The organism is Amycolatopsis australiensis (assembly GCF_900119165.1).
Classification (GTDB): Bacteria; Actinomycetota; Actinomycetes; order Mycobacteriales; family Pseudonocardiaceae; genus Amycolatopsis; species Amycolatopsis australiensis.
This window is the reverse complement of the sequence record NZ_FPJG01000006.1, coordinates 3,866,120-3,879,804: the sequence shown is the minus strand read 5'-3', so window position 1 is coordinate 3,879,804 and position 13,685 is coordinate 3,866,120. Positions and strand designations below refer to the sequence as shown.

The 13,685-nt window shown below is 76.5% G+C and carries 1 protein-coding gene; it reads right to left on the bottom strand.

Translation table 11 applies throughout. From position 1 onward, the window contains the following. Positions 1-44 precede the first annotated feature (44 nt). Entirely contained in the window at positions 45-13,598 is a 13,554-nt protein-coding gene (locus BT341_RS19615; protein ID WP_072477681.1) for a type I polyketide synthase, read from the bottom strand. Positions 13,599-13,685: the final 87 nt, after the last annotated feature.

Genomic DNA, 13,685 nt, shown 5'->3' with positions numbered 1-13,685 from the left:
CGCCCTCGCCTGTGGTCCTCGTGCGGTCCACCGGCGCGGGCTTGCTACGACCTGCCGAGCTCCCGGTGGATGAAGTCGAATATTTCGTCGTCCGTCGCGCCTTCGAGCCGCTGGGCGACGCGGGGACGGCCGTCGGACGCCCGTGCTTCCCCCAGCTTGTCCAGCATGGTCCGAAGTCGGCCGGTGATCAGGCCGAAGGCGGCATCCTCTGGGGAAACCCCTGAAACCAGCGCCTCGATGCGGTCCAGCTCGGCCAGGGCCGCCGCCGGTGCCGGGACCCGGTCGCCGGCCAGCGCCGAGCGCAGGAACCCGGCCAGTGCCGCCGGGGTCGGGTGGTCGAAGACGAGCGTGGCGGGCAGCTTGAGCCCGGTCGCCGCGCGCAGGCGGTTGCGCAGCTCGACCGCCGTCAGGGAGTCGAAGCCGATCTCCTTGAACGGCCGCTGCGCGTCGACCTCCTCGGCGCCGGCGTGCCCGAGCACCCGGGCGATGGCGGCACGGACGTGGTCGAGGACCACCCGTTCCCGTTCGGCGGGCGGCAGGCCCCCCAGCCGGTCGGCGAGGGACTCCGGCGCCGCTTCCGGTTCGGCCGCCTGCGCTTGCCGGGCCCGCCGGACCGCGGGGAGGTCGTCGAGCAGTGGTCGCGGCCGCGCGGCGGTGAAGCCCCGCACGAACCGGTCCCAGTCGACGTCGGCGACCGTGAGCACGGTCTCGTCGCGGTCGAGAGCCTGGCCCAGCGCGAGCAACGCCCGCGGCGGCGGCATCGCGCCGACGCCGCGGCGGCGCAGGTGCTCCTCGGCGTCGTTGTCGCCCGCCATGCCCGCGCCCTGCCAGGCGCCCCAGGCCACCGAAGTCGCGGTGAGCCCGCGGTCCCGGCGGCGCTGGGCGAGCGCGTCGAGGAAGGCGTTGCCCGCGGCGTAGGCGCCCTGCCCGCCGCTGCCCCAGACGCCGGCGTTGGAGGAGAACAGGACGAACGCGTCGAGGTCGCCGAGCAGCTCGTCGAGGTGCGTGGCGCCGGCCACCTTCGCCGAGACCACCTCGGCGAACTCCGGCAGGCCGGTGTCGTCCAGTGCCGTGCCCTGCACGATCCCGGCCGCGTGGAACACCGCCCGCACGGGCTCGCCCGCCGCGGCCAGCCCGTCGAGCAGCGCCGCGAGCGCGGCGCGGTCGGCGACGTCGCAGGCCGCGATCGTCGTGTCCGCGCCGAGCGCGGCCAGTTCCTCGCGGAGCCCCGCCGCGCCGGGCGCCGTCTCGCCGCGCCTGCTGGTGAGCACCAGCCGCGGTGCCCCGCGTGCGGCCAGCCAGCGGGCGACGTGCGCGCCGAGCGCGCCGGTGCCGCCGGTGACCAGCACGGTGCCGGACGGCCGCCAGTCCCGGGCCGGGGCGCCGTCGCCGAGCGGCGCGGGCACCAGCCGGCGGGTGAGCACGCCCGGCGCGCGGACGGCCACCTGGTCCTCGTCGCCCGCCGCGGCCAGCACCGACGTCAGCCGCCGCCGGTCGCGCTCGTCGGTCGTGGCGGGCAGGTCGACCAGCCCGCCCCAGCGGTCGGCGTGCTCCAGGCCGGCGACCCGGCCCAGGCCCCAGACCTGGGCCTGCGCGGCGTCCGTCACGGCGTCGGCCCGGCCGGTGGCCACCGCGCCCGCCGTGGCCAGCCACAGCGGCGCGGCGATCCCGGCGTCGCCGAGCGCCTGGCTTAGCAGCAGGGTGTTCGCGACCCCGCGCGCGAGTCCCCGGTGCGCGGGGTGCGCGGCCGGGTCGAGGGCCAGCAGCGAAAGCACGCCGTCGACCGGCGCGAGGTCCACCAGCCGCTTGCCGAGCGTCGCCCGGTCGACGGTCCCGACCGGGACGGGGACCGCGGTGGCGCCCGCCTCTTCGACGGCTCGCCGCGCCGCGTCGAGCCAGGGGTGGTCGCCGCCCTCCGGCGTCACGACCAGCCACGTCCCGGACAGGGCGCGGTCTTCGGTGGCGAGCGGCTTCCAGGTGATCCGGTAGCGCCAGCTGTCCACGGCGGCCTGGTCGAGCCGGGTGCGCCGCCAGGCGGCGAGGGCCGGCAGCACGTCGCCCAGAGGTTCCGGCGCGACGGCGAGCGTGCCGGCGATCGACGCCAGGTCCTCGCGTTCCACCGCGGCCCAGAACCGGTCGTCGACCGGGTCGGCGGCGGACGCGGTGGCCGGTGCGTCCGGTGCGGCCGCCGGCCAGAACCGCCGGTGCTGGAAGGGGTAGGTCGGCAGCCCGATCGTGCGCGTCTTCGGGACGAGCGCCGTCCAGCCGGCGTCGTGGCCCTGCGTCCACAGCTCGGCCACCGAGGTCAGGAACCGGCGCGGGCCGCCCTCGCCGCGCCGGAGTGTCCCGACGACGACGGCCGGGGTGTCGTCCAGGGTCTCCTGGATCGCGCTGAGCAGCACCGGGTGCGGGCTGACCTCGACGAAGAACCGGTGTCCCCGCTCGCGCAGGGCCTCGGTCGTCTCGCGGAACCGGACCGGCTCGCGCAGGTTCCGGTACCAGTACCCGGCGTCCAGGCCCGCGGTGCCGACCGGCTCCGCGGTCACGGCGGAATAGAACGGGATTTCGCCCGTGCGCGGCCGCAGTCCGGCCAAAACCTCGTGCAGCTCGTCGCGGATTCCCTCGACGTACACCGAGTGCGACGCGTAGTCGACCGGGATGCGCCGGGCCCGGACACCGCCGGTCTCGCAGCGGGCGATCAGTTCGTCGAGCGCGGCCGGATCGCCGCACACCACCGTCGAGGACGGGCTGTTGTAGGCGGCGATCGCGATGTCCGGCCAGTCCGCCAGCAGCTCCCCGGCACGCTCGGCGCCGAGCGCGACCGAAGCCATGCCGCCGCGCCCGGCGAGCCCCGCGGCGATCGCCTTGCTGCGCAACGCGACCACCCTGGCGCCGTCCTCCAGTGACAGGCCGCCCGCGACCACCGCGGCCGCGATCTCGCCCTGCGAGTGCCCGGCCACGGCGTCGGGTTCGACCCCCGCCGAGCGCCACAACGCGGCCAGGGACACCATGACGGCCCAGGACGCCGGCTGCACGACGTCGACCCGCCGCAGGGCGTCGGCGTCGGCCAGGACTTCGGTGAGCGACCAGTCCACGTGCGGGGCCAGCGCGGCGGCGCATTCGGCGAGCCGGGCCGCGAAGACGGGTTCGCCGAGGAGCCCGACGGCCATCCCGGCCCACTGCGCGCCCTGGCCCGGGAAGACGAACACCGTCTCCCCCGCGGCCGCGGCGGTTCCGGTGACGACGGCGGCGTCGGGCGCGCCGCCGGCCAGCCCGCGCAGCCCGGCGGTCAGCTCGTCCCGGTCTTCGCCGAGGACGACCGCGCGGTGCTCGAACGTCGAGCGCGTGCTGACCAGCGACCAGGCGATCTCGGCGGCGCTGTGCTCCGGCAGGTCCGCCAGCGCGGCCGCGCGGTCACGGACCGCGGCCGCCGAACGGGCCGAGACCACCCAGGCGGTCACGGTTTCCGGGACGTCCACAGTGGACTCGACCGGTGGTTCGGGTGCCTGCTCGACGATGACGTGCGCGTTCGTGCCGCTGACCCCGAACGACGAGATGCCGGCGCGGCGCGGGCCGTCGTGCGCGGGCCACGGCCGGGCTTCGGTGAGCAGCGACACCGCGCCGCCGCCCCAGTCGACGTGCCGCGACGGCGCACCCACGTGCAGGGTCTTCGGCAGCAGGCCGTGGCGTAGCGCCAGCACCATCTTGATCACCCCGGCGGCACCCGCCGCCGCCTGCGTGTGACCGAGGTTCGACTTGATCGAGCCGAGCCACAGGGGCTGTTCGCGGTCCTGGCCGTAGGTAGCCAGCAGGGCCTGCGCCTCGATCGGGTCGCCCAGGGTCGTCCCGGTGCCGTGCGCTTCGACGGCGTCCACATCGGACGGTTCGAGGCCGGCGTTCGCCAGCGCCGCGGTGATCACGCGCTGCTGGGCCGGGCCGTTCGGGGCGGTCAGGCCGTTCGACGCACCGTCCTGGTTCACCGCGGAGCCCCGCACGATCGCGAGCACCGGATGGCCGTTGCGCCGCGCGTCCGAAAGCCGCTCCACGAGCAGGACGCCGACACCCTCGCCCCAGCCGGTGCCGTCGGCTTCGTCGGCGAAGGCCTTGCACCGCCCGTCCGGGGCGAGCCCGCGCTGGCGGCTGAACTCGACGAACAGGCCGGGAGTCGCCATGACCGTGACGCCGCCGGCCAGCGCCAGCGAGCACTCGCCCGCCCGCAGCGACTGAGCCGCGAGGTGCAGCGCGACCAGCGACGACGAGCACGCGGTGTCCACCGTCATCGCCGGGCCCTCCAGCCCGAGCTCGTACGAGATCCGTCCGGAAAGGACACTGCCGGCGCTGCCGGTGGCGAGGTAGCCGTCGACGTTCTCCGCGCCGAAGTGCAGCGCCGCGGTGTAGTCCTGCCCGTTGGTGCCGGCGAAGACGCCGACCGGCGCGCCGCGCACCGACAGCGGGTCGATGCCCGCCGCCTCCAGCGCCTCCCAGGACGCCTCCAGCAGCAGCCGTTGCTGCGGGTCCATGGCCAGCGCCTCGCGCGGCGAAATCCCGAAGAACCCGGCGTCGAACCCGGCGGCGCCGTCGAGGAACCCGCCTTCGCGCACGTAGGTCGTCCCGGCGTGGCCGGGATCGGGGTCGTAGAGCGCGTCGGTGTCCCAGCCGCGATCGGCCGGGAACTCCGTCACCGCGTCACGGCCCTCGGCGAGCAACGCCCAGAGCTGATCGGGATTCCGCACGCCGCCGGGGAAGCGGCAGCTCATGCCGACGATGGCGATCGGCTCGCCGGCGTCCGGCGCGGCCGCCGCGGCCGGTGCCGGTCCGGCCGCGCCGAGCAGCTCCGCGCGCAGGTGGGCCGCCAGCGCCGTCGCGGTCGGGTAGTCGAACGCGAGCGTGGCGGGCAGCCGCAGGCCGGTGGCGGTGTCGAGGCGGTTGCGCAGCTCGACCGCGGTCAGCGAGTCGAAGCCCAGCTCCTTGACCGTGCGGCCGGGCGCGACGTCGTCGGCCGAACGGTGGCCGAGCGCGAACGCGATCTGTTCCCGCACCACCTTGAGCAGCAGCCGGTCGGCGTCCGCGGTGGACAGCCCGGCGAGCCGGCCGGCGAGCGAGTCCGTGGCCGCCGGGGCGTGCCGGCGCGCTTCGGGCAGGCCGGCGATCAGCGGGCGCGGGCGGTGCGTGGTGAGCGCAGGCGCGAACCGGGCCCAGTCGACGTCGGCGACGGTGACCGCCGCGCGGGCGTGCCCGATCGCGGACCCGAGCGCGGCGACCGCCCGGCCGGGCCCCAGCGGGACGAGCCCGGTGCGGCCGAGGTGCTCGCCGTGGGCCGCCGCCATCCCGCCGTCGGCCCACGGCCCCCAGGCGATCGACGTCGCGGGCAGTCCCTGGGCCCGCCGCCGTTCGGCGAGCGCGTCGAGGAAGGCGTTGGCGGCCGCGTAGTTGGCCTGGCCCGCCGCGCCGAAGGTGGCCGCGCAGGAGGAGAACAGGACGAACGCCTCCAGCGGGTGCCCGGCCGTCAGCTCGTGCAGGTGCCGGGCGGAACCGGCCTTGGCGTCGACGACTTCGGCGAGCCGCTGCGGGGTGAGGGCTTCGAGCACGCCGTCGGCCAGCACCCCGGCGGTGTGGAAGACGGCGGTGAGGTCACCGGCGGTGCCGAGGGCCGCGGCCAGCGCCTCCCGGTCGGCGACGTCGCAGGCCAGGATGTCGACGCGGGCGCCGAGCCCGGTCAGCTCGTCGCGCAGGGCCGCCGCGCCGGGCGCGTCCGGGCCGCGGCGGCTGAGCAGGACGAGGCGTCCGGCCCCGGCGCCGGCCAGCCAGCGGGCGACGTGCCGGCCGAGCGCGCCGGTGCCACCGGTGACGAGGACGGTGCCGCCGGGCCGCCAGTCCGGTCGTGAGTGTGGAACAGGGTTAGCACGCTGTTTCCCATTCACGACGCCGGGGCGGGTGAGGCGGCGGGCCAGGATTCCGGTGCCGCGCACGGCGATCTCGTCTTCGCCGGTGGTGCCGCCGAGGATCGCGGACAACCGGCGCAGTGCCGGCTCGCCGGCGTCGGCGGGCAGGTCCACCAGGCCACCCCAGCGGTGCGGCTGCTCCAGCGCGACCGTGCGCCCGAGGCCCCAGACCATCGCCTGGGCCGGGTCCGGCACATCGCCGTCGGCCGCGGCGACCGCGCCGCGGGTGAGGCACCACAGCGGCGCGTCGATCCCGGCGTCACCGAGGGCCTGGACCAGGGCCAGCTGACCAGCGACGTCCAAGGTGGACACCACGCCGGCGGGTTCCCGGCCCCGCAGGCTCGCGGTGAGGGACGCCCGGTCGTCGCCGGCGGCGACTTCGAGGACGTCGGCCGGCAACGCCGCGCGCAGGTCGGCGTCCGCGCCGGCGGGGACGACGGCGAGCCAGCGGCCCGCCGGCGCGACGGGCGGCTCGGCCACGGGCTCCCAGGTGACGTCGTAGACCGGCGGCCGCGGTCGCCGGCGTTCCCGCCACGCCGCCAGGGCGTCGAAGTCTTCGTTCTCGACAGCCGTCCAGAACGCTTCGTCGGGCTCGGGACGCGTCGAGGTCTCCAGCCAGAAGCGCGTGCGCTGGAACGGATAAGTGGGCAGCGTGACGGCCCGCGGCGCATGCCCCGGGTGGGCCGCGCGCAGGACCGCCACCCAGTCGACGGTGTGCCCCCGCGTGTGCGTGTCGGCCAGCGCGGACAGCAGGCTCGGGTATTCGGGGCGGTCCTTGCGCAGCACGGGTGCCGAGGGCACGGCCGCCAACGCGGACAGCACACCGCCCGGGCCGAGTTCGAGCGCCCGGGTGACCCCGGCCCCGGCGAGGGTCCGCGTGGCGTCGGCGAACCGCACCGGCTCGCGGACCTGCCGCACCCAGTACTCCGGGGTGCGGATCTCGTCCCCGGCGAGCTGTCCGGACACAGTGGACACCAGCGGGATCTCCGGCGCCGCGTAGGTCACTTCCCCGGCGACGCGGGCGAACTCGCCCAGCATCGGGTCCACCAGGGCCGAGTGGAAGGCGTGGGACACCACCAGCCGGCCGGTTTTCCGGCCCAGCGCGGCGAACTGCCGCTCGACCGCCGCGACCGCGCCGGCCTCGCCGGACACCACCACGGCTTCCGGCCCGTTCACCGCGGCCAGGCCGGCGCCGTCGCCCAGCAGCGGCGTGACCTCGTCCTCGGTGGCCTGCACGGCCAGCATCGCGCCGCCGCCCGGCAGCGCCTGCATCAGGCCCGCCCGGGCCGCCACCAGCTTGGCCGCGTCGGCCAGTGAGAACACCCCGGCGACGTGCGCCGCCGCCAGCTCACCGATCGAATGCCCGGCCACGTGGTCCGGCCGCACGCCCCACGACTCCAGCAACCTGAACAACGCCACCTCGACCGCGAACAGCGCGGGCTGCGTGTAGCCGGTCCGGTCCAGCAGGTCTCCGGAGCCGAAGACGACGTCCCGCAACGGCCGGTCCAGCTCCCGGTCGAGGTACACGCACACCGCGTCGAACGCCTCCGCGAACACCGGGAACCGGGCGTACAGCTCCGCCCCCATCCCGGCGCGCTGCGCGCCCTGGCCCGGGAAGAGGAACGCCGTCTTCCCCGGCTCGGCCCCCTGGGGTGCCGCCGCGGCGAGCCCGGCCAGGAGGTCGTCGCGGCCGTCGCCCACCACCACGGTCCGGTACTCGAACGGCGTGCGCGCGGCCAAGGCGAACGCGACGTCCAGCGGGTCACCGCCGACGCCGGCCAGCCCGCTCACCGCGTCGCGCACGGCCTGCCCGGTCCGGCCGGACAGCACCCAAGGCAGCACGCCCGGCTCCGGCGCGCCGGGCGCGGCCGGAACCGCGGGCGGCTCTTCGAGGACGACGTGGGCGTTGGTGCCGCTCACCCCGAACGAGGACACGCCCGCACGCCGCGGCCGCTCGCCCGCCGGCCACGGCCGGGCCTCCGTCAGCAGCCGGACCTCGCCCGCCGTCCAGTCCACCCGCTCCGACGGCCGGTCGACGTGCAGCGTCTTCGGCAGCGTCCCGCCGTGCATGGCCAGCACCATCTTGAGCACGCCCACGGCACCGGAAGCCGCCTGCGTGTGGCCGATGTTGGACTTCACCGACCCCAGCCACAGCGGCTCTTCCCGGTCCCGGCCGTAGGTCGCCAGCAGGGCCTGCGCCTCGATCGGGTCGCCGAGCGCGGTGCCCGTCCCGTGCGCCTCGACGGCGTCCACATCGGACGGTGCCAGGCCCGCGTTCGCCAGCGCCGCGGTGATCACCCGCTGCTGGGACGGGCCGTTCGGGGCGCTCAGGCCGTTCGACGCGCCGTCGGAGTTCACCGCCGAGCCACGCAGCAGCGCCAGCACCGGGTGGCCGAGCCGTCGCGCGTCCGAGAGCCGCTCGACCAGCACCAGCGCGACGCCCTCGCCCCAGCCGGTCCCGTCCGCCGCGTCGGCGAAGGCCTTGCACCGCCCGTCCGCGGCGAGCCCGCCCTGCTTGCCGAACTCCAGGAACGCGCCGGGTGTCGCCATCACCGTGACCCCGCCGGCCACCGCCATCGAGGACTCGCCGGAGCGGACCGACTGGGCGGCCAGGTGCAGCGCCACCAGCGAGGACGAGCAGGCCGTGTCGACGGTCACCGCGGGACCTTCGAGGCCGAGCACATAGGACACCCGGCCGGACACGACCGCGCCGGCGTTCCCGGTCAGCAGGTGCCCCTCAACCTCGTCGGCCGCTCCGGCGTGGCCGGTCGCGTAGCCCTGCGTGCCGCAGCCGACGAACACGCCGGCGCTGCTGCCGCGCAGGGACCGCGGGTCGATGCCGGCGCGCTCGAAGAGCTCCCAGGCGCTTTCCAGCAGCAGCCGCTGCTGCGGGTCCATCGCCGTCGCCTCGCGTGGCGAGATCCCGAAGAAGTCCGCGTCGAACTCGTCGGCGTCGTGGACGAACCCGCCGACGCCGGTCACCGCGTCGAGGTCCCAGCCGCGGTCGGCAGGGAACGCCGAGAGGCCCTCGGCGCCCGCGGAAACGAGGTCCCACAGGTCTTCCGGCGACCGGACGTCCCCGGGCAGCCGGCACGCCATGGCGACGATGGCGATCGGCTCGGCGCGGTCGGCTTCGGACCCGAGCCGATCGGCCGCCACCGGGCCGGTGTCGAGCAGCTCGCGTCCGAGCAGCGCGGCGAGCCGCCGCGGGTCCGGGTGGTCGAACAGGACGACGGCGGGCAGCGCGAGCCCGGTCGCCGCGACGAGCCGGTTGCGCACCTCCAGCGCGATCAGCGAGTCCACGCCGAGGTCGCGGAAGGCCCGGTCCGGCTCGACCGCCTCCGGCCCGGGGTAGCCCAGCACGGCGGCGGTCTCGGCGCGCACGAGGTCGAGCAGGGCCTCGGCCCGCGCGCGCTCGCTGAGGCCGGAAAGTTCCCGGGCCAAGGAAGAACCGGACGTCCCGGGCGCGGTCTCGAGGACGCGGCGGACCTCCGGCAGCTCGTCGAGCAGCGGCCGCGGGCGGGCGGCGGTGAAGGCGGGGACGAACCGCGCCCAGTCCACGTCGGCGACGGCGAGGAACGTCTCGTCGGCCGCCAGTGCCTGTCCCAGCACGGTGAGCGCGAGCGCGGGGTCCATCGCGCGGACGCCCCGGCGGCGCAGCTGTTCCCCGGAGGCGTCGCCGGTCATGCCCGCGCCGGCCCAGGCACCCCACGCCACGGACGTCGCGCGGAGACCGCGGTCGCGGCGGTGCTGGGCGAGGGCGTCGAGGTAGGCGTTGGCCGCGGCGTACGCGGCTTGGCCGCCCCCGCCCCAGACCCCGGCGTTGGAGGAGAACAGCACGAAGGCGTCGAGGTCCGCGGGAAGCAGGGCGTCCAGGTTGGCGGCGCCGGCGACTTTCGCGCGCAGCGTGTCGTCGATCTCCGCGCGGCCGGTGGTGTCGAGGGCCGCCGAGCGGCCCAGCCCGGCCGCGTGCACCACGGTCCGGGGCTCGACGCCGGCCAGCAGCGCGGCCAGGGCGTCGCGGTCGGCGACGTCGCACGCGGCGATCGTCACCTCGACGCCGAGCGCCTCGAGTTCCTCCCGCAGTTCGGCGGCGCCGGGCGCGCCGGGACCGCGGCGGCCGGTCAGGACGAGGTGTTCGGCCCCCGCCGCGGCCAGCCAGCGGGCCACGTGCGCGCCGAGCGCGCCGGTGCCGCCGGTGACCAGCGCGGTCCCGCTCGTCCGCCACTCCCCCGCCCCGCCGGGACCCAGCGGCGCCGGCACCAGGCGGCGGACCAGGATCCCGGACGCGCGGACCGCGACCTGGTCCTCGCCGCTCGTCCCGGCGAGCACCCGGCAGAGCCTGCCGATCGCGCGCTCGTCGAGGCGCTCGGGCAGGTCGGCGAGGCCGCCCCAGCGGTCCGGGTGCTCCAGGGCCGCCACCCGGCCCATGCCCCAGATCTGGGCCTGCGCCGGGCCGGTCAGCCGGTCGGCGCGGCCGGTGGCGACGGCGCCGCGGGTCAGCAGCCACAGCGGCGCGGGCACCCCGGCGTCGCCCAGTGCCTGGACCAGCTCGACGGTGGCGGCGAGGCCGTCATCCGCGAAAGCGAGCAGGGACAGCACACCGGAGACGTCCTCGGCGGCCCCGGCGAGCAGTTCGGCGAGCCGGGCCCGGCCGGCGCCGGGGTCGACGGTCAGCAGGACCGGCTCGGCGCCGTGCGCGGCCAGGCCGCCGGCCAGCTCGTCCGCCGCGTGCCCGGCCGGGACGACGACCAGCCAGCGGCCGCCGAAGCCCGCGTCGGGCAGCGTCGCGGGCTGCCAGGCGATGCGGTACCGCCATCCGTCCACAACGGACTGTTCGCGGCGGCGCCGGTGCCACTGGGTGAGCGCGGGCAGGACGTCCGTGAGCGCCGACGCGTCCAGGTTCAGCGACTCGGCGAGCGCGCCGGCGTCGCCACTGTCCACAGCGGACCAGAACTGCTCGCCGGCCGGGTCGGCAGCGGAAACCGTCCGCTCGGGGCCGGTCAGCCAGAAGCGTTCGCGCTGGAAGGGGTAGGTGGGCAGGTCGGTGAGCCGGGCGCCGGGGAACAGCCCGGCCCACTCCACTTCACCACCGCGGCTCCAGAACTCGGCCAGAGACGTCAGGAAGCGCGGCAGGCCGCCGTCGCCGCGACGCAGTGAGCCGACGACGACGGGCTCGGCGTCCCCGCACGTCTCCGGCACGGCGGCGGCGAGCACGGGGTGGGCGCTCACCTCGACGAACCGGGTGTACCCGGCCGCGGCCAGGCCGCGCACGGCGGCGTCGAACCGGACCGGCAGGCGCAGGTTCCGGTACCAGTAGGCGGCGTCCATGTCCCCGGCCCGGTCGCCGAGCACCGACGACTGGACCGGGATCACGGGTTCGCGCGGGACGATCGGGGCCAGCGCGGCGAGCAGCTCGTCCTCGATGGTCTCGACGTGCGCGGAGTGCGAGGCGTAGTCCACCGGGATGCGACGCGCGCGGATCCCTTCGGCGACCAGGGTTTCGATCAGCTCGTCGAGGGCCGCGGGCTCGCCGGACAGCACCACCGAGGCCGGGCCGTTGACCGCCGCCACCGCGATCCGGTCGTCCAGCCGCGCGGCCGCCTCCGCCGGCGGCAGCGCGACCGAGGCCATCCCGCCCCGGCCGGCGAGCCGCTCGGCGATGAGCCTGCTCCGCAGCGCGACCACCCGCGCACCGTCCTCGATGGACAGTGCGCCCGCGACCACGGCGGCGGCGATCTCACCCTGGGAGTGCCCGACGACCGCGCCGGGCTCGACCCCGTGCGCCCGCCAGAGCGCCGCCAGCGACACCATCACCGCCCACGACGCCGGCTGCACGACGTCGACCCGCTCGAGAGCCGCCGCGTCACCCAGGACGCCGGTCAGCGGCCAGTCCACGTAAGGAGCCAGCGCCGCCGCGCATTCTTCCATCCGGGCGGCGAAAACCGGCGACTCGCGCAGGAGATCCACGGCCATCCCGGCCCACTGCGCGCCCTGGCCGGGGAAGACGAACGCCGTCTTGCCCGGCGGCGCGGCGACCCCGTGGACCACCGCGGCCGACGGCTTGCCGTCCGCGACGGCGTCCAGGCCGCGGACGAGGTCTTCGACGGTGCCGCCGACCACGGCGGCGCGGTGCTCCCAGGCGGTGCGGGCGGTGGCCAGCGTCAGGCCGACGTCGCCCGGCCGGCGGTCACCGGCGTGCTCGCGCAGCCGGCCGGCCTGCGCGCGCAGCGCCTCGGCGGTCCGCGCCGACAGCAGCCACACGGCGGGGCCGGGAGGTGTCCCTGACCCCTCCGGCTCCGCCGTGGCCTCGGCCGCTTCGAGGACGACGTGGGCGTTGGTGCCGCCGACGCCGAACGAGGACACCCCGGCCCGGCGCGGCGCGCCGGTGTCCGGCCACGGCGCGTTCTCCGTCAGCAGCTCGACCGATCCGCGCGTCCAGTCCACTTGCGACGACGGCCGCGTGACGTGCAGCGTGCGCGGCAGCACGCCGTGGCGCAGCGCCAGGACCATCTTCATCACCCCGGCGACGCCGGCGGCGGCCTGGGTGTGCCCGATGTTGGACTTGATCGAGCCGAGCCGCAGCGGATGGGCGCGGTTCCGGCCGTAGGTGGCCAGCAGGGCCTGCGCTTCGATCGGGTCGCCGAGCGTGGTCCCGGTCCCGTGCGCCTCGACCGCGTCCACTTCGGACGGTTCCAGGCCGGCGTTGGCGAGGGCGGCGCGGATGACGCGTTGCTGCGAAAGGCCGTTGGGCGCGGTGAGGCCGTTGGACGCGCCGTCGGAGTTGACCGCGGAGCCACGCAGGACGGCGAGCACGGGATGGCCGTTGCGGCGCGCGTCGGCCAGCCGCTCGACCAGCAGCACGCCGGCGCCTTCGCCCCAGCCGGTGCCGTCGGCGGTGTCGGCGAACGACTGGCACCGCCCGGACGCGGAAACCCCGCCCTGGCTGGTGAACTCGACGAACACCGCGGGCGTGGCCATGACGGTGACCCCGCCGGCGAGCGCCATCGAGCACTCCCGCGCGCGCAGCGCCTGCACGGCGAGATGCAGCGCGACCAGCGACGACGAGCACGCGGTGTCGACGGTGACGGTGGGTCCTTCGAGACCGAAGGTGTAGGCCAGCCGCCCGGACGCGACGGACACGGCGTTGCCGGTGAGCAGGTGGCCGCGCAGCTCGTCGGGGACGTCCGTGGTGCCGTAGGCCTGGTTGCTGCAGCCGATGAAGACGCCGGTGTCGCCGGCGCGCAGGCCGCGCGGGTCGAGCCCGGCGCGTTCGAAGGTCTCCCAGGAGACTTCGAGCAGCAGCCGCTGCTGCGGGTCCATGGCGAGCGCCTCGCGGGGCGAGATCCCGAAGAAGGCGGGGTCGAAGTCGCCGGCGCAGTCGAGGAACCCGCCCTCGGCGGTGTTGCTGGCCAGCTCACCGGCGGGCCAGTCCCGGTCGGCCGGGAAGGCGGAGATGGCGTCGGTGCCGTCGACAAGCAGCTCCCACAGCTGTTCGGGCGTGGCGACCCCGCCGGGAAACCGGCACCCCATGGCGACGACGGCGATGGGTTCGCGCGACGCCGCGGCGAGCCGGTCGTTCTGTTCCCGCAGCCGCTTGTTGTCCCGCAAGGACGCCCGGAGCGCTTCGACGACCTTGTCCTTGTCCGAAGACACTGCCACCAGGTACCTCCAGGTTCACGGCGTGGTCGCCTCGAGTGAACCGCACGCGGCACCCGCAAATCCCTAGACTCGGCATCTCCG